This window comes from Confluentibacter sediminis, from assembly GCF_003258355.1.
In the GTDB taxonomy this organism is placed as follows: Bacteria; Bacteroidota; Bacteroidia; order Flavobacteriales; family Flavobacteriaceae; genus Confluentibacter; species Confluentibacter sediminis.
The window spans coordinates 97,380-117,795 of record NZ_QKPO01000016.1 but is presented as its reverse complement, the minus strand read 5'-3'; the positions used below and the strand labels follow the sequence as shown (position 1 = coordinate 117,795).

Below are 20,416 nucleotides of genomic sequence, written 5' to 3'. Positions count from 1 at the left end.
ATGAAGCATCATATTGAAATAAATTCAGCTTTTAAAAATGATAATGAATTTTTTAACCACATTATTTTAAATTATGATATTGAAGGGGAATCTTTTGGTAATCAAGACCGTAATTCATTAAAATTATTTCAATTTAAAGACATGACCGTTAATGTCAAGTCTTTTAAAGTTCCTAATATTATCAATCAAATCGCCTATAGATTTTTTAGAAAAAGCAAGGCGCAACGTTCTTTTGAGTATGCCAATAAATTAGTGGCATTACATATTGGCACGCCACAACCCATAGCGTATTATGAATTTACTATGCCTTTTTTGTTCAAAAAGAGCTATTATGTGAGTGAGCATTTAAATTATGATTTAACCTATAGGGAATTAACAACCGATTTGAACTATCCACATCATGAAGAGATATTACGTGCTTTTACCAGATTTACTTTTGGGTTGCATGAAAATGGCATTCATTTTTTAGATCATTCACCAGGAAACACCTTAATTCAGTTGAATAATGGTGATTACAAATTCTATTTGGTCGATTTAAATAGAATGAATTTTGGTCCAATGGATTTTGAAACCAGAATTAAAAACTTTTCTAGACTTACTATTCATAAATCCATGGTTGTAGTGATGAGTGATGAATATGCTAAATTATCTGGTTACGATTATAACAAAGTATTTAACTTAATGTGGAAAGAGACTGAAGCTTTTCAAGAACGATTTTATAGAAAAAAACGTTTAAAAAAGAAACTTAAGTTTTGGAAGAAATAATTAGTCCCTGTTTTTTCGTAGCAGCCAAAGCTTAACATATCGCATAAATATCACATAACCTTGAATGTATCCAATAGTTAGTCCGACAACGCCATCTCTAAAACCGCTTTGTAAAATATAATGTTTAAAAAAGCCCCAAAACGGTTTTATTATAAAGTGATACGGTGTTAATGTACCTGTTTTTTTATCATAATCCTTGGCTTGCCAAGTAGCATAGCGATTCATTTTAGTCATATATGCGTCAAACGTGATATACGTATTATGATAAAATTTGTTTTTTAATTTCCCAACAGTGCCATTAGCTATAATCTCTTCATGTACGTGCTTGTCTTCATATTGGCATACATCACGTTTAAAAAGTCTAATAACTTTATCATTTCTCCAGCCACTGTAATGAACACACTCTCCCATAAAGTGGTTCATTCTGCCTATCCAATAAGCAATAACTTCAGGGTTTGGACTTTTTAGTATGTCTAGTATTTCAGCTTTTAATTCGGGAGTTACACGCTCATCGGCATCAACCAATAAAATCCATTCATACTTAGCTTGAGGTATGGCCCAATTTTTTTGAGATGAAGGATAATCAAAAGGTCTTCTAATCACTTTTGTTGCTAACTTCTCGGCTATTTCAAAAGTTCCATCGTTGCTAAAACTATCCACTACTAAAATTTCATCGGCAAAGTTAACCGAATTAATAACGGCTTCGATGTTATGTATTTCATTGCCAGTTGGGATAATGGCTGTAAGCTTGTTCATGTATTGAGGATATTATCTAAAAACACTTTTAATTCTTCTAAAAAGAATGAAAATTTAAATTCTGTATATAAAGTTAATGCTTCTTTTTTTATTTTTTTTCCTTCTTTATCTTTAAAAAAACCAGGTTTATAATCCTTTAAGTGAACAGATATATTCTTTTCGTTCTCGAATATGGCCCAGTTTTTCTTTTCAATCCAAGGTGAAAAAATAGAAAATGTGGGTATATTTAATGCTTTAGCCATATTAATGGCTCCTCCTTCGTTGCCAATTACTGCATTGCAATAAGATGTTAGCGCTAAAAATTCCCTTAAATTAGTTCCATAAACATCCATAAAAATATGTTTTTGGCTTTCTAGATTGCAATGTTTAAAGACTTCTTTGGCTTGTTCTAATTGTTTAGGAATGTAATTGAATAATAGTTGCCCATTTGTTTTTTCCACAATCCAATCAAGCACAGCCGCCATATCGTTTAATGGATACGTTTTAGATGTACCACTCCCTAAAACATTCATCATAAATAAAGGTTTGCTTAAATTGATATTTGAATCAATAAATTTGTCTTTTGCTTTATCTTTTTCAGAATCACTTAAATAAATTTTTGGCTTTATTATGTTTTTTGAAAGTCGAGAATCTAACGGTTCCAGTAACTGTAATCGGTTTTCAATAGCTAATCCAGCAACTGAAGTTGGTTTGCTTTTATATTTTATGGGGTGTGTATAAATAAAAGAAGAATACGATTTGTATTTTGAAATTTTTACTCTAGCACCACTTAAAGCAGATATAAAGTTGCTCGATAATTTACAATAGGCATCGATAACAATGTCATATTTTTCTTTTCTTATTGTTTTGGCAAGGCTAAATAATTTTACTTTACTCTTTTCAATTTCAGGAGTAAAAAAAATAAAATGATCTATAAATGGATTGTTTTCTACAACAGGATAAGTATGCTCATTAATTAAATAATCTAATTGTGCATGGGGATATTTCAAACGAAGTGCCTCAAACAGAATACTGCTTGTAAGCACATCGCCAATCATTTTTTGTTGTATGATTAAAATTTTCATCTACACTGCTACATCGTTTTCACGAAGTGCATTATTTAAAGAGGTTTTCTTATCGGTACTTTCTTTACGTTTTCCAATAATTAATGCACATGGGACTTGGTATTCGCCAGCAGCAAATTTTTTGGTATAGCTTCCAGGAATGACCACGGAACGTGCAGGAACACGACCTTTCATTTCAATAGGTGTATCGCCTGTAATATCAATTATTTTAGTACTCATGGTTAATACCACGTTGGCGCCTAAAACAGCTTCTGTTTCAACATGTACGCCTTCTACAACAATACAACGAGAGCCAACGAACACGTTATCTTCAATAATTACAGGAGCTGCTTGTAAAGGTTCTAAAACCCCACCAATACCAACGCCACCAGATAAATGCACATGTTTACCAATTTGAGCACAACTACCAACAGTCGCCCAAGTGTCAACCATTGTGCCTTCATCTACATATGCACCAATATTAACAAAACTTGGCATTAAAATAGTGCCTTTTGATATATAAGCACCATAACGAGCAACAGCGTGAGGTACCACACGAATGCCTTTTTCAGCATAACCGGTTTTTAATGGAATTTTATCATGAAATTCTAATGGGCCAGCTTCTAAAGTTTCCATTTTTTGAATAGGAAAATATAAAACGACGGCTTTTTTGACCCACTCGTTGACTTGCCATCCACTAGATATGGGTTCAGCTACTCTTAATTCGCCTGAATCTAATAAAGAAATCACCTTTTTAATAGCCGTTATTGTTGTGTCATCTTTTAAAAGCTCTCTGTTTTCCCAAGCTTGTTCTATGGTTTGTTGTAATTCTGTCATTGATAATTATGTTTTGGGCAAATATAATAGGTATCATTCAAAAAAAGGAGAAGAAATGGCTTTAATGTAGGTTTAAAACCTATTTGGATTAGGTTGTTTAACGAGCATTATTAAATAAAATCGCATTCGTTTTGTCTTCGAAAGAAAAGGATAATACGATTAAATGCCTTTTGATGGTGTTTTGTCTTCAAAAACAGGCATTTTATCTATTTGTCGATAAAAATTAATCACTCCACTACTAAACGAAAATACATTCATTATAACTAATAAATTGTTAATGAGCTTTATAGTAGATATATATTTGTTTCAACAAAGCAACCAAGTTATGAAAACAAATTATTACATCTTATTAATTTTATTACTTTCTTTCTCTTTTGCTCATGCTCAAAGTAGTGTTGAAGGTAAAAAAATTGAAGCGGCTGTAATAGTTTCGCATAATGATGAAGCAACTTCTTTAACAATAAATGCTTCTGAAACCGTATCAACCGTAAAAAAAGGAGAAACCACTGAAGCTACTTTAGTTCGTACTGAAAGCGATATTAGGATTTACTTGAACCGTTTAAGAAGTGTTGAGAACATAGATTTGTTATTTCCTAAAATAAATAGAACAGTAAAAGCTTAAAAATTCAAAACATTAATAATTAAGGTTAAGTGTTTAAAAAGGTTGTCTAAAAAGACAACCTTTTTTATTTATTGGATTATTTTTGTGAAAAATTATATATGCCAAGAATTTTAGCAATAGATTATGGTTTGAAAAGAACAGGGATTGCCATAACCGATGAACTGCAAATTATAGCTTCAGGTTTAACGACGCTTGCTACAAAGGATTTATTCGTTTTTTTAAAAGATTACTTACATAAAGAAAAAGTGGAGCTTTTTTTAGTTGGAGAACCAAAGCAAATGGATAATACAGCTTCAGAAAGTGAAGTATTTATCATTCCATTTTTAAATCGCTTAGAAAAGGAATTTCCTAATATACCTATTAAACGTGTAGACGAACGGTTTACTTCGAAAATGGCATTTAAAACCATGATAGATAGTGGTTTAAAAAAAAAGCAACGAAAAAATAAAGCACTTATAGATGAAATTAGTGCTACACTTATTTTACAAAGTTATTTGTATTCAAAATGATTTTCATTTAAAAAGCACGTTTTCAAACACAAAAAATTTATAATCAAAAGTAAGTATTGTATTTTTGCGTTTAATAATTCAATAAAGTAATGATTTTACCAATTGTAGCCTATGGCGACCCAGTTTTAAAAAAGAAAGCAGAAGACATATCTCAAGATTATCCAAATTTGGATGTACTTTTAGGAAATATGTTTGAAACGATGTACCATGCTTATGGTGTTGGTTTAGCGGCTCCACAAGTTGGTTTACCCATCCGTTTATTTTTAGTTGATACAGCACCTTTTTCTGATGAAGATTTAAGTGAAGAAGAACAAATGGCATTAAAAACGTTTAAACGTGTTTTTATAAACGCTAAAATATTAAATGAAGAAGGTAACGAATGGGCATTTAACGAAGGGTGTTTGAGTATTCCAGATGTGAGAGAAGATGTTTTAAGAAAACCTAAAATTACGGTGGAGTATTTAGACGAAAATTTCAAGAAACATATCGAGGTATTCGATGGATTGATAGCGAGAGTCATTCAGCATGAATACGATCATATTGAAGGTGTTTTATTTACAGATAAATTATCTGGATTAAAAAAGCGTCTAATAAAAGGAAGACTAAATAAAATATCAAAAGGAGAGATTGACGTTGATTACAGAATGCGATTTCCTAACGCAAAAAAGAAGCGATAATATTTGTAAAACAATTATAAACAAATGATATTTGCCTCCCTTTAAAACTAATTTATGAGTTTAGAAAAAATATTATCAATTACAGGTAAACCAGGATTATACAAATTAATAGCCCAAACACGTGGCGGGTTTGTTGCAGAATCATTGTTAGATAAAAAAAGAGTATCTATTAATGTTAGACAAAATGTAAGTGTTTTAAGTGAAATAGCTATTTATACCTTAACAGAAGAAGTGCCTTTAAAAAAGGTTCTTAATACTATAAAAGAAAAAGAAAACGGACAGCCAACAAGTATTACGGCTAAAGATAGTAATGATAAGCTTGAAGAGTATTTCTTTAATATTTTACCTGATTATGATGAAGATAGAGTTTATGTTAGTGATATAAAGAAGATTATTCAGTGGTATAATTTATTACAACAGCATGATTTAATGGATTTTTCAGAAGATGTTGAAAAACCAAAATCTAAAACTGACGAAGAAGAATAGAGTCAAATAAAAAACCTCCAAATTTGGAGGTTTTTTTTTATTTTAATAAAGTTCTTTTATTTTACTTAGTTTTTTCTTCCAAAGCTTTAATTCGTCTTTGTGGTTTTCAATATTGGTACGAACCTCTTTTACCAAAGGATTGTCGTCATCTACGTTAGTGAAGAATTGTAAGTTATTTTCTAATTGATTGATTTGAGCCTTGATTTCATCTATTTTTTTACGAATAAATGTACGCTCATTATCCAGATTTTTGCTATTATCAGAATTGTTTAAATCTTCCAGTTTGTTTTCAAACTTTATCATTTCCAACTCATCTTTTTCCATTTTCATATTGGAGAATAATTCATCTAAAACTTTAGAATACTTTCCTTCAATATAACGTTTGTCATTTGGTACTCTACCAATAGCGTTCCATTGGTTTATGTAATCTTTAATGGTCTCAAGATCTTTGTCTTTATCCTTAGTAAGTTTTAAAGATTTTAAAACCTCTAATAAGTCCTGTTTCTTGTTAAAAGCCTCAAGACTGTCTTTGTTTTCAGCATTTCTGTTGGCATTAAGTCTATCAAAAAAATAATTGCACGCAGCTTTGAATTGATTCCAAACTTTATCGCTGTCTTTTCTTGGTACATGACCAATTTTTTTCCAATCATTTTGAATTTTCTTCATTAAAGCAGTGGTCACTTCTATGTCCTCACTATCCTTATTATCTTCAGCTATTTTTATAAGCTCTAATTTTTTTTGAAGATTTGTAAACTGATCTTTTTTCAGGCCTTTATAGAAAGCATTTTTTTGTCTGTTAAACGTTCTAACAGCACTTTTAAATTTAGCCCAAGTAGATTCGTTAACTTTTGCAGGTACTTTTCCCGCATTAAAGAAATCATTTCTTAAACCCTCAATAGCTTTAATTTTATTCTGCCAAGCACCATGTGACTTGGTTTCTTGGCTATTTATCTCATTAATTTTGGCAATGATGTCAAGCTTTATATCAAGGTTTTTCTCGTAGATTTTATCAATTTCTTGATAATACGCTTGGCGTTTATCATTTATAATTTTGGTAGAAGCCTTAAAACGATCCCAAATAGCCTCTCTATGTTCTCTGTCAACGGGACCTAGTTCTTCTTTCCACATTTTATGGAGTTCTTGAAGCTCTCTAAATGCCCGCATGATATCTTTATCTTGCGCCAATTCTTCGGCACGCTCAATAATTTTAAGCTTTTTATCTAAATTGTGCTTAAAATCTAAATCGCGTAAGTCTCTATTTAGGTGCAGAAAATCATAAAACATTTCAACATGGTGGTGGTAACTATTCCAAGCATTATTATACTTATCTCTTGGAATTGGACCTGTATTTCTCCACTTTTCTTGAAGTTCCTTAAAATGTTTATAGGTTGTATTGATGTTTTCTTCAATATTAAGCAACCCTTTTATTTCTTCAATAATTTCAAGTTTGTTTGCTAAGTTTTGTTTAAGGTTTTGATCTAATTTTTTGCGGTGTTCGTGTAATTTATTGCGATATTCTTTGTAAATATTTTTAAATTGTTTTTGAATTGGAGAAGTGAAATAAAAATCTATTTCGTTGCCACCATCACTCAAAAAATCAGCCTTTTTTTCTTCTAATAAATCATTAAATTGAGAATCGAATTCTTTTTTGATGCCCTCGACATGCTGTTTAATAGCTTGAACTTTCTCGTTTTTTACTAACTTTTCAAGTTCAGCAGTAAGCTGTTCTAAAGACATTTTATCGTATTCTTTTATTTCAATGGTGTGTCGGTCTTTATTTCCTTCATCTTCCGCATCTTCCGCATTAGAATCATCTATTTCATTCTGTAATTCATCATGCCCATCCGAATCTTTACTTTCCGTTGATTCATCTTCAGGGATAGAAGTCTCTATACTTTTTGTGTTGGAAGAGGTGTCTTCAGTTTCTATAGCTTCATTATCATTGTTTAAACGAATTGGAGAGCTGTTGTTTTCCGGTCCATCTGCGTTTTGCAGGTTATCTGTCTCTGACATTTTAATAAATGTTTAGGTTCAATTGAATCTGTTTTGTGTTTAAAGATACTAACAAGTCAAGTATTTACAAAAAGGAGACGGACTTTTCTTTTAAAAGATGCATTTATTCCAAATTCCAAATGGACCAAGCTTTTTCTGCCTGTAGTTCTAGCATCTTTAAACCATTTATAATTGTTGCGCTATGTTCCTTTCCTAATTTTAAGAATTTGGTTTCTAAAGGATTATATATTAAATCGTATAAAATATGCTTATCTGTAATGGCTTGATAGGGTATATTAGGACAATTATCAATATTGGGAAAGGTGCCTAATGGCGTACAGTTTATAACGATGTCAAATTCTTTTATAATGGTTTCATTTAAGTCATTGTAGGTAAAATGACTGTGTTCTGATGCAGTTCTAGACACATAATGATATTCTATATTAAGTTCTTGCAACACATAAGAAATGGCTTTGCTAGCGCCGCCAGTACCAAGAATCAATGCTTTTTTATGACGTGGTGTAAGATATGGCTTAATGGATTTTTCAAATCCGTAACAATCGGTATTATAGCCAATTAATTTACCGTCTTTTTTAACTTTTATGGTATTTACGGCACCAATGGTTTTTGCTTTTTCATCAATATCGTCTAAATAAGGCATGACAACTTGTTTGTAGGGAATGGTCACGTTTAAACCTTTTAATCCGTAGGTGTTTTCTATAATGGAAGGAAAAAGAGAAATGTCTTCAATATCAAAATTTTCATAAGAAACATCTAGGATGCCTTCTTTTTCGAATTTAGATTTAAAATAAGTTCTTGAAAATGAATAAGAAATATTTTTTCCTAAAAGTCCTAATTTATGCATGTGATTTTCTGGTTTTTTGAGCATACATTTCTAATGCTAAAACAATAGCAATGCCAAGACATATAAATAGAATAGCGTATAAGGTTTCTAAATGGATTTCTGGCATAAAGCGTTTGTAGTTTTCTACCACTTTTTCTCCAGTGGAATCGTAAATAAAAGCACCCTCATTTGTAAGTTTATAAATAGTTTTTTTCCAAGGCCAAACAACACCTAAAGAACCAATTATAAAACCAATTATAGCTGATAGCGTTACACTTTTATAGTGTTTTAAAATATAGCTTAATATGTGTGAAAATGTTACTAAACCAGTGATAGAACCCAAGGTGAAAACCAATAAAACTTTAAGGATGGTTATGCGTTCTGGATTATTTATAAAACTGAAATTTCCACCAAGAATTTCATAAAAAGTAATAAACAAGGCATTTACAGAGTCGACCAAAAGTAATACATAATTCCCCAAAAGGATGAGTATAAACGAGCCTGAAAAACCTGGAAGCGTCATCCCGGAGACACTAATAATCCCACAAAAAAATACAAACCATAAGTTATCATTTTCTGTGGCAGGATTTAAAAAACTAATTCCTATACCTAATACTGTCCCAATAGCAAGCACCGTATATGTTTTGTAGTTCCAATCTTTAAAATCTTTGTTTATATAATAAATGGACCCTATAATCATTCCGAAGAAAACACTCCAAATATAAAGTTCATAGTTTTTAATTAAATAATCTAAGACTAGAGAAACACTAAAGTAGCTTATAATCATGCCACTGAATAGTAGCACTAAAAAACGACCATTTATATAATTGAAAAAGCTTTTAAAACGTCTATTAATGAGTAATTTAAAGGCTTTACCATTTACTTTTTTGAGTGAGTAGATAAATTCTTCATAGAAACCAGCCACAAACGCTACTACACCACCAGATACACCAGGAACTTTATTGGCTGCTCCCATTCCTATACCTTTTAGTATAAGAAATATTTTATCTTTAAGTGTTCTGGTACTTTCCATTATTACTTTTTTGAACCTATTTTTTCTAAAATGTAAATCGTTAAAAATCCGATAATTATTAACAAAACGGCAAATAGCAATTGGTTGTCACCATTGAAATTAAAAGGAGATACACTTTTTTGAATGAGTGGTTCTTCTATCCCTTTGGAATTTGTATACCAACTTAATGTTTCTTTCCAAGGCCAAACTTTATTTAAAGAACCAAAAATGAATCCAGTTAATAATGCTAATGTTATATTGTGGTAATTTTTAAAAAGCCATTTTAAAATATGACTAAAACTGAGTAATCCAACTAAGGCACCAGCTACAAATATTAATATTTTTTTTATGTCGATGTCATGTATGGCATCACTCAAGGTTTTATATGCCCCAAGTATTATTAATATAAAAGATCCTGAAATACCTGGCAAAATCATGGCGCAAATAGCAATAGCTCCAGCAAAAAATAAAAACATGAGGCTTTCATTTGTAGCCATAACAGGTAAAATCGAAATGTAAAATGCCATGCTGGCTCCAATAATTAAGGATATAATTACTGGTATATTCCATTTGGTAATTTGTTTTGCTACAAAATAAATACTGGCAATAATGAGTCCGAAAAAGAAAGACCAAATTAAAACGGGTTGGTTTTCTAACAGATATTTAGCAAGTTGCATAAAAGAGACATAGCTAATAACAATACCAGATAACAATGCAAGAACAAAATTACCATTAGCTTCTTTCCAAAAAGCTGTAATGCCTTCTTTAAAAAGTATTTTGAAAAGAGAAGGTTTTATATTGCTAATGGTGGCGATTAACTCTTCATAAATTCCAGAAATAAAAGCGATTGTACCTCCAGAAACACCTGGTACGGCATCGGCAGCACCCATCGCTAATCCTTTTAATGTAATGATTAGATAATCTAAAAAACGTCTTTCCATATCCTTGTTTTAATGCTAAAACCAAAGGTATACATTTTAATTAAACGTTTTGTTATTGATTTGTCTTTAGTAAATTTTTAACTTGAACTTTTTTTATAACTTCAGGAAAGAGTTCGTCTAAAATAAAAGTATAATCACCATTATATTTTAAGCCATTTTTTAGATGAAAAGTGCCTTTGTCGGCTTCGTTTAAGGTAAAGTATAAACCTGCTAAACGGTATTCTATTTCAGCATTTTCGGGATAAAAATCGATGGCTTGTTCAAAATTATAAATCGCGGCTCGGGGTTCACCGAGTTTAATTAAAAGATCACCACGAGAAAGCCAAGTATTTAATTCGTAATTACCTAATTCTAAGGTTTTTTTATAACCGCGTTCGGCTTCTTCATAAAGATTTAAACGCTGATTTATTTGTGAATATAATTTCCAATAAATCACATTTTCTGTATCTACATTAATAGCCTTATTAATAAAATAAAGTGCTTTTAGATAGTTTCTTTTTTTTATATAAAATCTTGTAATAGCAATCCAACCTTTATCTAATGAAGGGTCTTGATGTAACGTTTTTTCATAAAATTGAATAGCTAAATCATTGTTGTTCAATTTCTCGTAACAAGCTCCTATACGCAGTAGGGCATAAGGTGTAGGGTCGTCTAGTTTAAGCGTTATGGAATAACTTTCAATAGCATCTTCAAAGCGTTTCAATTTTTCTAAAACTTTGCCTCTTTCTATATAAGCACCCACAAAGCTGTCATCAGAAATAATTGCAAAATCGAACGAAGCCAATGCTTTTTTATATTTTTTCAGTTCAAAATATTGTATTCCTAACTGGTGCCAAGCTACTTCACAATATGGGTTTTTATCTAAAAAGATATTGAGATATTCAATGCATTCTTCCGTTTGATTTAAAAAATCAAAGCAATACACGACATTATATAGTGCGGAATAATCTTCTAAATCTTCTTCAAGGCATTTCATGAAATACACTTTAGCCTCTTCATATTCATCTAAAAACAAATACTCCATACCAATAAGAGAGTAAACATCTACAGCATCATCTGTAAGTTCCAGTGCTTTTTTAAGGACATCAATGGCTTGTAAATGATCGTCCTTTTTTGAAAATATATTTGCTTTTTGAATGTAGATTTCTTCGTTATTAGGCTCTAAAATATAAAGCTCATTCAACAATTCGTCTGCTTGAATTAATTTATCTTCAAACACATAAATCTCAACTTTAAAAAGTTTTAAATTGATAGAAGTCGGGTGTTGTTCTAAACCTAGTTTAATGGCTTTCTTAGCTAATGATATTTTACCTTCATTTAGGTAGTGATGAATAATGTTTTCAAATTCTTCAGAATCGAAGAATAAAACATGGTTTGTTTTCAACATCGATTCAAACTTGGTAAGCGGCAGATTGTTGTTGTCGTCGTGACTAAACTCCATAAGCACATTTATAAGTATTCTTCCTCATTAAATGTAAGGGTAGAAAGCGTTTTTTTTATAAAAAATGGTTAAATGTTTTTAACAAAGTAATGAACAGTCTTTTTAAATTGATGTTTTTATTTTGATTTTCAGAAAGTTGAATATATTATCTTAATGCTAAAAAGTATTTAAAATATCTAAAATAATGTGACATCCTTTGATGATTTCATCATTTGAGATGGTTAAAGGCGGTGTAATACGTACTGCGGTAGGTTCAAAAAGTAACCAAAAGAGTATTAAACCATGATCTTGACACTTGAGAATGACAGTATTTGTGATTTCGGCTGATGGCGTTATTAATGCTAACATCAGTCCTTTTCCTCTAATTTCTAAAATAAGCGGATGGATCAATAGTTGACGAATGAGTTGTTCTTTTTCTAATGCTAAGGGCATTAAATCACTTTCGGTAATTTCTTTTAAGGTTGCTAAAGCGGAGGCGGCTATAAGTGGATGACCTCCAAATGTGGTAATATGTCCCAATTTGGGTTGTGTACATAATAAATCCATAAGCTCACTTGAAGCCGTAAAAGCTCCAATGGGCAAGCCGCCTCCCAAACCTTTTCCAGTTACTAAAATATCTGGTATGCAATTATAATGTTCAAAACCGAATAATTTACCTGTTCTACCAATGCCTGGTTGGATTTCATCTAAAATTAAAAGTGCGCCAACTTCATTACAACGTCTTTTAACTTTTTCTAAATACCCATTAGTTGGCTCTATAAAACCAGCGCCACCTTGAATAGTTTCTAAGATAACACAAGCTGTTTTTGTAGTTATTTGTTCTAAATCTTCTTCATTGTTAAAGTTTATAAACCGAACATCGGGTAATAATGGTCTAAATGCTTGTTTGCGATCCTCATAGCCCATAACACTCATAGACCCCATAGTATTTCCATGATAGGCATTGTGGGCAGAAATCATTTCGCTTCTGCCAGTGGCGCGCTTTGCTAATTTTAAAGCTCCTTCAATAGCCTCTGTGCCAGAATTGGTTAAATAGGTTTTATCTAAAGAAGCTGGCAGATTCTCCGCAAGTAATTTGGTGAGCTCTACGGCTGGTTTTTGAATATATTCACCATACACCATGACATGTAAATACTTGTCTGCTTGTTCTTTTATGGCGTTTATAATCTTTGGGTGATTGTGCCCTAATGGTGTTGCTGATACGCCAGCTACAAAATCTAAATACGCTTTGTTATTTGTGTCGTATATATAAGAACCATTTGCATGGGAAATTTCCATGGCTAATGGGTAGGGGCTTGTTTGTGCTTGATATTTAAAAAAATCTGACTTCATTATTCTTCACCACCAACAGTATCATTTGCTGGTGCAATAAGGTTATTTTTTTCTTTGTTTTTAACTCTTTGCGGTAAATTTCTAGATGCTTTAGGATCTTTGTCTTTATCGGTATTCTTGCTGGCTTCATCAGCTTGGTTTATGCGTTCTAACATGTCTTCGTCGAAAAAGTCTTCTTGAGGTACGTAATCATCTAAACCTTTAATAATTGGTAAAACTAAAGGGGGATCATCTTTAAATAGATCTTCTACGCTTCTGGGTCGTTCTTCATCACGCCAATCGAATCCTTTTAAAAGTTTTTCGTTGTCGGGGAATTTGGATTCAGGATATAATAAACCATCTACTTGATTGATTTTATTAACTTCATCTATAGTTTTGTCAGAAATTTTAATATTGATGGAGCCTGATTTAGATTTATCGATTCCTATCAGTTCATCGTCATCATTTCTTGAATAATATATGGATTGTGCATTTTTAATGATGTCAATGTTATATAGCTCATTGTTATCATCAAATAAACCTATGAGCTTTTGACCGTTAATTTGATTGTAGCCAGTCCCCACCGAATCCTTACTTATGATGAATGCATTATTAAATACAATGAGCGAATCAAGTTTTTCGGTTTTAGTATCTGAAATTAAATGAATGGTATCACCCGTCATTTGATTGTCTATATTCCAAAGAATGGGTTTTAGTTTTACTGAAAACAAATCGGTTCTTCCCGGTTTTGAAATATTTATGAATTGTGTTAGCCCTGTTTCTTGATTCATATGGATGGAATCTGCTTTTCCACTCATATCAGATTTATACATTCTTACATTTTTAAATCCTCTTATAATGCGTTTTTCAGGTTTTCCGGTAACCATTAAGGTATCTGCATGTACATAAACAGAATCTTTTTCTTGAACGGTTATGGCATAAGCCCTTTTGGTTATAAAAACAGAATCTTTTTCTTTAAAAACTTCCGCATAATGCCCTTTAACAATACTTTTATTTAAGGTATCGGTAACTTTAATATTGTTTGTAGCCGATGCAAAACTTTTATTATTATCAAAATATAAGCTATCTCCTTTTATCTCTCTATTATCATAATCAATCTTGGCATTTTTCATGGCATATCCTACCTTTAATTTGGTATCGTAAAAGCCTTTTTCGCAATAGGTTTTGCTTTCTGTGGTAACAATGGTTGATGGTCCAAAAAGGTAGGCAAATCCAGTATCAGAATAAAAATCGAAATAATTGGAGTTAATGGTAGCGTCTTTATTGACTAATACCACATCTTGAACAAATTTATATTTTTTAAGGTTCATGTAATATCTGCCTATTTTACTGGTAATGGTGCCAGAAGTATCCTTTACAACGGTGCCACCATTTCTGTAAAAAGCTTCCTGTTTTAAACGATCGAAATACAGCGTATCAGTAGTAATCGTAGAAGTTGGGTCCTTCAATACCACATCGCCGCTGGCAAATGCTAGTTGTGTTAAACCACTATATTCTATATATTTTGATGTCATGTTAATAGTATCTTCTTGTATCATTTTTACATTGCCATAGGCTTCAATAAAGTTTTCATTACTATATTGAATGGCTTTGTCGCACCATAAATTAATATTTTCGTGCAGGATATGGACTTGTTGGGAATCGTCTCTGGTTAAAATTTTTGCACCAGGGTAGTTGGCTTCATCAATATTGACTCTTCCAGAATATACAATTTCAATTTTCTTTTTTTCTTGAGCATAACTGTTTATTGAGGCTGCTAAAAAAAAGAGTATATTAATATAAAAAAGATGTCGTACTTTCAAACTGAAATGATTTGTCGCAAAAATAACGATTAATATGATGTTTAAGTATATGGAAACAAAAAACGCTTCAAAAATATTTTGAAGCGTTTAAATTATTGTATGAAAATGACTTCATCTAAAAATAGTCTGTTTTCTATCAGGGCCTACAGATACAATAGTAATAGGGATTTCCAATTCTTTTTCTAAAAACTCGATATAGTCATTTAATGCTTTTGGCAACTGGGAGCTTTCAGACATGCCCGTTAAATCTTCATTCCAACCATGGAACTCTGTATAAACAGGTTCTACATTTTCAGGTTCAATATTGTATGGAAAATGGTGAATTAGCTGTCCTTTATATTTATAAGCAGTACATACTTTTAAGGTTTTAAAACCGGAAAGTACATCGCCTTTCATCATCATTAATTGGGTAACGCCATTTACTTGGCAAGCGTATTTTAACGCAATTAAATCTAACCAACCACAACGTCTTGGTCTTCCTGTGGTTGCTCCAAATTCTTGTCCAACCCGCCCCATGGTTGCACCATCTTCATCAAATAATTCTGTTGGGAAAGGTCCCGAACCTACACGCGTAGTATAGGCTTTAAAAATACCAAAGACCTCGCCGATTTGATTAGGCGCTACACCTAAACCTGTACAAGCCCCAGCAGCTGTGGTATTACTTGATGTTACAAATGGATAGGTTCCAAAATCAATATCCAATAACGATCCCTGAGCACCTTCTGCAAGGATGGTTTTTCCAGATTTTTGAGCTTGATGTATATATTCTTCTGAATCAATAAATTTCAATGATTTTAAAACCTCAATAGCTTTAAAGAATTCAGTTTCTAATTCTTCTAAATTATATTCAATTTTGGCATCATAAAAGGCAATCATTGATTCATGTTTATCTGCCAAGGCTCTATAACGTTCTTTCCAATCGCTTAATTCCAAATCACCTACACGTAAACCATTTCTGCCGGTTTTATCCATATACGTTGGGCCAATACCTTTAAGTGTTGAACCAATTTTAGCTTTCCCTTTTGAGGCTTCACTAGCCGCATCCAATAAGCGATGTGTCGGTAATATAATATGTGCTTTGCGTGAAATAAGCAATGATTTTCTATAGTCTATATTTTGCTCTTCAAGTTTACTTAATTCCCCTTTAAAAATAACAGGATCTATCACAACACCATTTCCTACTAAATTCGTAGCATCTTCATGAAAAATACCTGAAGGAATAGTGTGTAAAACATGTTTTTTGCCATTAAAAACTAATGTGTGTCCTGCATTTGGACCTCCTTGAAAACGAGCAATAATGTTGTATTTGGATGTAAGTACGTCAACAATTTTTCCCTTGCCTTCGTCTCCCCATTGTAATCCTAGTAGTAAATCTACTGCCATCGTAAAAAATAATTATTTAGTTGATTTTCTGTTTCCGTAAAAATAAAGTGAGTGTGTATTAATCTCGATATCGAAAACTTCTTCTATTGTTTTTTTTATTGATTGTATTCTTGGGTCGCAAAATTCAATGACTTCACCTGTGTCTGTAAGAATGACATGATCATGTTGTCTATCAAAATAAGACTTTTCATAATGCGCTTGATTTTGACCGAATTGATGTTTTCTAACCAAACCACATTCTAAAAGTAATTCTATCGTGTTGTAAAGCGTGGCACGAGATACCCGATATTTTTTGTTTTTCATGTTAAGATATAGAGATTCTATATCAAAATGCTCTTTGCTATTATAAATTTCTTGTAAAATAGCATAACGTTCGGGTGTTTTACGATGCCCTTTATTTTCTAAAAAGCTTGTAAAAACATTCTTAACAATGTCTTGATTTTTTGTATCTGTTGGTAAACTCATAATTGCGACGCAAATTTACACTTTTTATACTCTATAGACCTTATCTATACCATTAATTTTTTTTAGCATATCTACAACTTTTTTTATAATGGTATTATTGTTTACCATAAGATTTATTTTTCCAGAGAATAAACCATCATTGGTTTCAAAGCTAAGGCTCTTCATGTTTACGTGCATATTTTCTGAAATGACCTTGGTGACTTCATTTACCAATCCCATGTGATCTATTCCAGAAATGAATATATATGCTGAAAATTCTTGTCTTGAAGAGTCTACCCACTTGGCTGGCATAATTCTATAGGCATAGTTTGATTGCAAGCTAAGGGCATTGGGACAATTTTTTTTATGAACTTTAATACCTTCACTAACGGTTACAAAACCAAACACTTCGTCTCCTGGAATAGGGTTACAGCACGATGATAGTTTATAATCAAGTTTTTCATCTTCTTTTCCAAAAACTAACGAATCATAATTCGCTGTAATTTCTTCTTTTTCTAATTCTTCTTTAGGTATGGTTGTCTTTCTTGTGATTTTATTTTTCAAGAAACTCATTAAAGCATTGCTTCTAGAAGAGGCAAAATCTTTAAGCATAACATTATCTATAGAACCAATGCCTACACGGTAAAAAAGATCCAAACTTGTTTTAAGTTTAAAGAAACGAACCAATTCGTTAACGCTACTTTCATTTAATGTGATTTTAAGTTGCCTTAGCTTCCTTCTTAAAATTTCTTTACCTTCTTCACCAATAATTTTTCTGTCTTCTTTTAATGCCGATTTTATTTTGGCTCTAGCTCTGGCCGTTGTAGCATAGTCTAACCAGTTGGCGTTGGGTTTAGCATTATCTGAAGTTAAAATATCTACTTGGTCTCCACTTACTAATACATGGCTAAGAGGTACTAATTTACCATTAACCTTAGCACCTCGGGTTTTTAAACCTACTTCTGTATGGATACTGAAAGCAAAATCTAATGGTGTGGCACCTTTTGGCAGCGATTTTAACTCACCTTTTGGGGTAAAAACAAATATTTCGTGAGAATATAAATTGAGTTTAAATTGCTCAACAAAGTCTACAGCATTGGTCTCTGGGTTTTCCAAGACTTCTTGAAGCTTATTGATCCACTCTTCGAGATTGTCCTCTTTCTCATTGTCTTGTTTATATTTATAATGGGCTGCGTAACCTTTCTCGGCAATCTCGTTCATGCGTTCGCTGCGTATTTGCACTTCTACCCAACGTCCTTTAGGTCCCATAACGGTGATGTGCAAGGCCTCATAACCTGTTGATTTTGGTGATGAAATCCAATCTCGAAGACGTATTGGATTTGGTCTAAAATGATCTGTTACAATAGAATATATTTTCCAAGCTAAGAATTTTTCAGTATCCGTATCACTTTTATAAATAATTCTAATAGCGAACTTATCATAAACTTCATCAAAAGACACGCCTTGTTTAATCATTTTTCGTCTTATGGAAAAAATAGATTTTGGTCGTCCTTTAATGGTATATTCCAAAGCCTCTTTGTCTAACGATTTTTTTATAACATCACTAAACTCCTTTATATATAGGTCTTGTTCTTCTTTGCTTTCCTTTATTTTGAATAGGATGTCATTATAAGTGTCAGGTTCTAAATATTTTAATCCTAAATCTTCAAGTTCTGTTTTTATATTATACAGCCCAATTCTATGTGCTAATGGAGCATAAATATACATGGTCTCTGATGCTATTTTTATTTGTTTATCCTCGCGCATCGAGTCCATGGTTTGCATATTATGTAGTCTGTCGGCTATTTTAATGATGATGACACGTACATCATCATTCATGGTTAAAAGCATTTTACGAAAGTTTTCCGCTTGAAGGGAAACATCCATGTCTTGCTCTTTACTTAAAGATGAAATTTTGGTAAGTCCACTAACAATTTTAGCGATGGTTTTCCCAAAAAGGCTTTCAATATCTTCTATGTTGTAATCCGGGCTATCTTCTACAACATCATGAAGTAATGCAGCAGCAATAGATGTAGCGTCCAAGCCAATCTCTTGTGCAACAATTTTAGCAACGGCTATTGGGTGAAATATATAAGCTTCCCCAGATTTTCTTCGTTGATTTTTATGTCCGTCAACAGCAACTTCAAAGGCCTTTCTGATTAGTTTTTTATCATCATCGGTTAGTGTTGTATAGCTAACACTTAATAACTCTTTGTAGGCTTTGGTTATGGCTGCATTTTCCTTTTCTATGTCTTCCTCTGTCATAAACTAAAAGTAGTATAAAGAATATTAACTGCCAACTAGGTTTTTTGTTTTTTAAAATTTAATTTTAAATCCTAAGAATTTAAAAGTGCAACCAATTGAGATACGGCTTTGCCACGATGTCCAATACTGTTTTTTAAACTTAAATCCATTTCCGCAAATGTTTTTTCGTATCCATTTGGCTTAAAGATTGGGTCGTAACCAAAACCTTTTTCACCATGTTTGTTCTTAGTTATTTCTCCTTTACAAATTCCTGTAAATGTATATTTCTGGTTATTATATTGTAAAGCAATGACGGTTTTAAATTGTGCTTTTCTATTGGATCTGTCTTGTAAAGCATTCAATAGTTTATTCATATTATCTGATGCATTTCTCTGTTTGCCAGCGTAACGTGCTGAAAATACGCCAGGTTCACCGTTTAGGACATCCACTTCAAGCCCTGTGTCATCTGCAAAACAATCGTACCCATAGTTGCTTTTTATATATTCAGCTTTTTGAATGGCATTACCTTCAATGGTATTTTGGGTTTCAGGGATATCTTCAAAGCAACCAATAGCTGCTAAACTCAATAGTTTGATGTGTTCAGGAATTAACGCTTGAACTTCTTTTATTTTGTTTAAGTTGTTAGTAGCAAAAACTAATTGCATCATGTTATTAATATTTTTTTCAAAATTAAGACAATCAAAAAAATAACTAATTTAGTTTTGTGTTTTTTTAATATTAAAATGTATGAAAGGATTTTTAACCATTCTACTTCTGGTGTTTAGTAACACCTTTATGGTGATTGCGTGGTATGGCCATTTAAAGTTTGCTGAATGGAAGTGGTTCAATAAACTTGGTTTGGTAGCCATTGTTTTAATGAGTTGGGGTATTGCCCTCTTTGAATACGCTTTTCAAGTTCCTGCAAATAAGATAGGATTTAAAGCCAATGGAGGTCCATTTTCGCTAATTCAATTAAAGTTATTACAAGAAGTCATAACATTAGCTGTTTTTGCCATTTTTACATTGGTTGTTTTTAAAACAGAAACATTTAAAACGAATCATATTATTGCCTTTGTTTTCTTGATTTTAGCCGTTTATTTCATGTTTAAGAAATGATGTTGAACGAATATTTTTGTTTTTTTAACAAATTTCTAAATATGTGTATGGATTTTTGATTAATTTAATATTATAAACATTTTTTTTATCAAACTGATAATTAATATTTTAATTATAAACCAATTTCATAAAAAACACGTAAGGGGTTATAGCATTAGGTGTTGAATTAA

Annotated in this window: 20 protein-coding genes; 6 read left to right on the top strand and 14 right to left on the bottom strand. The window is 31.9% G+C overall.

Annotated features, from left to right (window positions below):
• Positions 1-765, top strand: coding sequence for a Kdo domain containing protein (locus DKT72_RS14860; protein ID WP_220628134.1), 765 nt, complete (start codon positions 1-3; stop codon positions 763-765).
• On the opposite strand, the gene DKT72_RS14855 is transcribed toward DKT72_RS14860, so the two are convergent.
• From DKT72_RS14855 to DKT72_RS14845, 3 genes are read right to left on the bottom strand one after another with little or no spacing between them, the layout of a single operon-like run.
• Complete coding sequence (locus tag DKT72_RS14855) at positions 766-1,521, bottom strand: glycosyltransferase family 2 protein (RefSeq protein ID WP_111309528.1); 756 nt, start codon at positions 1,519-1,521, stop codon at positions 766-768.
• On the bottom strand, positions 1,518-2,585 hold the full coding sequence (locus tag DKT72_RS14850; RefSeq protein ID WP_111309527.1) for a glycosyltransferase family 9 protein: 1,068 nt from the start codon (positions 2,583-2,585) through the stop codon (positions 1,518-1,520). The genes DKT72_RS14855 and DKT72_RS14850 overlap by 4 nt, the downstream gene beginning before the upstream one ends.
• Entirely contained in the window at positions 2,586-3,401 is an 816-nt protein-coding gene (locus DKT72_RS14845; protein ID WP_111309526.1) for a 2,3,4,5-tetrahydropyridine-2,6-dicarboxylate N-succinyltransferase, read from the bottom strand.
• Positions 3,402-3,726: 325 nt separating this feature from the next.
• On the opposite strand from DKT72_RS14845, the gene DKT72_RS14840 reads away from it, so the two are divergent.
• From DKT72_RS14840 to DKT72_RS14825, 4 genes are all read left to right on the top strand, one after another.
• Positions 3,727-4,023 (top strand): hypothetical protein, encoded by a 297-nt coding sequence (locus DKT72_RS14840; protein ID WP_111309525.1) that lies wholly within the window; start codon positions 3,727-3,729, stop codon positions 4,021-4,023.
• 98 nt (positions 4,024-4,121) lie between these two features.
• Positions 4,122-4,532: a Holliday junction resolvase RuvX gene (ruvX, locus tag DKT72_RS14835; protein WP_111309524.1), complete on the top strand. Its 411-nt coding sequence runs from the start codon at positions 4,122-4,124 to the stop codon at positions 4,530-4,532.
• 89 nt (positions 4,533-4,621) lie between these two features.
• Entirely contained in the window at positions 4,622-5,209 is a 588-nt protein-coding gene (def, locus tag DKT72_RS14830) for a peptide deformylase (RefSeq protein WP_111309523.1), read from the top strand.
• Between the two features lie 54 nt (positions 5,210-5,263).
• A complete protein-coding gene (locus DKT72_RS14825) occupies positions 5,264-5,695 on the top strand; it encodes a DUF5606 family protein (protein ID WP_111309522.1) in 432 nt (143 codons plus the stop codon).
• Between the two features lie 42 nt (positions 5,696-5,737).
• On the opposite strand, the gene DKT72_RS14820 is transcribed toward DKT72_RS14825, so the two are convergent.
• From DKT72_RS14820 to DKT72_RS14770, 11 genes are all read right to left on the bottom strand, one after another.
• Entirely contained in the window at positions 5,738-7,708 is a 1,971-nt protein-coding gene (locus DKT72_RS14820; protein ID WP_111309521.1) for a DUF349 domain-containing protein, read from the bottom strand.
• 103 nt (positions 7,709-7,811) lie between these two features.
• On the bottom strand, positions 7,812-8,552 hold the full coding sequence (locus DKT72_RS14815) for a shikimate dehydrogenase family protein (RefSeq protein WP_111309552.1): 741 nt from the start codon (positions 8,550-8,552) through the stop codon (positions 7,812-7,814).
• On the bottom strand, positions 8,545-9,564 hold the full coding sequence (locus tag DKT72_RS14810) for a DUF368 domain-containing protein (protein ID WP_111309520.1): 1,020 nt from the start codon (positions 9,562-9,564) through the stop codon (positions 8,545-8,547). The genes DKT72_RS14815 and DKT72_RS14810 overlap by 8 nt, the downstream gene beginning before the upstream one ends.
• A gap of 2 nt (positions 9,565-9,566) precedes the next feature.
• On the bottom strand, positions 9,567-10,484 hold the full coding sequence (locus DKT72_RS14805; RefSeq protein ID WP_111309519.1) for a polyprenyl-phosphate transporter: 918 nt from the start codon (positions 10,482-10,484) through the stop codon (positions 9,567-9,569).
• Between the two features lie 52 nt (positions 10,485-10,536).
• Positions 10,537-11,925: a tetratricopeptide repeat protein gene (locus DKT72_RS14800; RefSeq protein WP_111309518.1), complete on the bottom strand. Its 1,389-nt coding sequence runs from the start codon at positions 11,923-11,925 to the stop codon at positions 10,537-10,539.
• A gap of 156 nt (positions 11,926-12,081) precedes the next feature.
• Positions 12,082-13,257, bottom strand: a complete 1,176-nt coding sequence (locus DKT72_RS14795) for an aspartate aminotransferase family protein (protein ID WP_111309517.1) — start codon at positions 13,255-13,257, stop codon at positions 12,082-12,084.
• Positions 13,257-15,059 (bottom strand): OstA-like protein, encoded by a 1,803-nt coding sequence (locus DKT72_RS14790; protein WP_111309516.1) that lies wholly within the window; start codon positions 15,057-15,059, stop codon positions 13,257-13,259. The genes DKT72_RS14795 and DKT72_RS14790 overlap by 1 nt, the downstream gene beginning before the upstream one ends.
• 111 nt (positions 15,060-15,170) lie before the next feature.
• Positions 15,171-16,442 carry an adenylosuccinate synthase gene (locus DKT72_RS14785; RefSeq protein WP_111309515.1) on the bottom strand — a complete coding sequence of 424 codons (1,272 nt, stop codon included), beginning with the start codon at positions 16,440-16,442 and terminating at the stop codon, positions 15,171-15,173.
• A gap of 12 nt (positions 16,443-16,454) precedes the next feature.
• Entirely contained in the window at positions 16,455-16,907 is a 453-nt protein-coding gene (locus DKT72_RS14780; RefSeq protein WP_111309514.1) for a Fur family transcriptional regulator, read from the bottom strand.
• 24 nt (positions 16,908-16,931) lie between these two features.
• Positions 16,932-19,151, bottom strand: coding sequence for a RelA/SpoT family protein (locus DKT72_RS14775; protein WP_111309513.1), 2,220 nt, complete (start codon positions 19,149-19,151; stop codon positions 16,932-16,934).
• A gap of 71 nt (positions 19,152-19,222) precedes the next feature.
• Positions 19,223-19,795 (bottom strand): non-canonical purine NTP diphosphatase, encoded by a 573-nt coding sequence (locus DKT72_RS14770; RefSeq protein ID WP_111309551.1) that lies wholly within the window; start codon positions 19,793-19,795, stop codon positions 19,223-19,225.
• 82 nt (positions 19,796-19,877) lie between these two features.
• Here DKT72_RS14770 and DKT72_RS14765 point away from each other — a divergent pair, with 82 nt between their 5' ends.
• Positions 19,878-20,246 carry a DMT family protein gene (locus DKT72_RS14765; protein ID WP_111309512.1) on the top strand — a complete coding sequence of 123 codons (369 nt, stop codon included), beginning with the start codon at positions 19,878-19,880 and terminating at the stop codon, positions 20,244-20,246.
• The last annotated feature ends 170 nt before the right edge of the window (positions 20,247-20,416 follow it).

Coding starts and splice junctions, on each gene's coding strand:
- DKT72_RS14860 (WP_220628134.1), top strand. CDS start 1: ATGAAGCATCATATTGAAATAAATTCAGCTTTTAAAAATGATAATGAA.
- DKT72_RS14855 (WP_111309528.1), bottom strand. CDS start 1,521: ATGAACAAGCTTACAGCCATTATCCCAACTGGCAATGAAATACATAAC.
- DKT72_RS14850 (WP_111309527.1), bottom strand. CDS start 2,585: ATGAAAATTTTAATCATACAACAAAAAATGATTGGCGATGTGCTTACA.
- DKT72_RS14845 (WP_111309526.1), bottom strand. CDS start 3,401: ATGACAGAATTACAACAAACCATAGAACAAGCTTGGGAAAACAGAGAG.
- DKT72_RS14840 (WP_111309525.1), top strand. CDS start 3,727: ATGAAAACAAATTATTACATCTTATTAATTTTATTACTTTCTTTCTCT.
- ruvX (WP_111309524.1), top strand. CDS start 4,122: ATGCCAAGAATTTTAGCAATAGATTATGGTTTGAAAAGAACAGGGATT.
- def (WP_111309523.1), top strand. CDS start 4,622: ATGATTTTACCAATTGTAGCCTATGGCGACCCAGTTTTAAAAAAGAAA.
- DKT72_RS14825 (WP_111309522.1), top strand. CDS start 5,264: ATGAGTTTAGAAAAAATATTATCAATTACAGGTAAACCAGGATTATAC.
- DKT72_RS14820 (WP_111309521.1), bottom strand. CDS start 7,708: ATGTCAGAGACAGATAACCTGCAAAACGCAGATGGACCGGAAAACAAC.
- DKT72_RS14815 (WP_111309552.1), bottom strand. CDS start 8,552: ATGCATAAATTAGGACTTTTAGGAAAAAATATTTCTTATTCATTTTCA.
- DKT72_RS14810 (WP_111309520.1), bottom strand. CDS start 9,564: ATGGAAAGTACCAGAACACTTAAAGATAAAATATTTCTTATACTAAAA.
- DKT72_RS14805 (WP_111309519.1), bottom strand. CDS start 10,484: ATGGAAAGACGTTTTTTAGATTATCTAATCATTACATTAAAAGGATTA.
- DKT72_RS14800 (WP_111309518.1), bottom strand. CDS start 11,925: ATGGAGTTTAGTCACGACGACAACAACAATCTGCCGCTTACCAAGTTT.
- DKT72_RS14795 (WP_111309517.1), bottom strand. CDS start 13,257: ATGAAGTCAGATTTTTTTAAATATCAAGCACAAACAAGCCCCTACCCA.
- DKT72_RS14785 (WP_111309515.1), bottom strand. CDS start 16,442: ATGGCAGTAGATTTACTACTAGGATTACAATGGGGAGACGAAGGCAAG.
- DKT72_RS14780 (WP_111309514.1), bottom strand. CDS start 16,907: ATGAGTTTACCAACAGATACAAAAAATCAAGACATTGTTAAGAATGTT.
- DKT72_RS14775 (WP_111309513.1), bottom strand. CDS start 19,151: ATGACAGAGGAAGACATAGAAAAGGAAAATGCAGCCATAACCAAAGCC.
- DKT72_RS14770 (WP_111309551.1), bottom strand. CDS start 19,795: ATGCAATTAGTTTTTGCTACTAACAACTTAAACAAAATAAAAGAAGTT.
- DKT72_RS14765 (WP_111309512.1), top strand. CDS start 19,878: ATGAAAGGATTTTTAACCATTCTACTTCTGGTGTTTAGTAACACCTTT.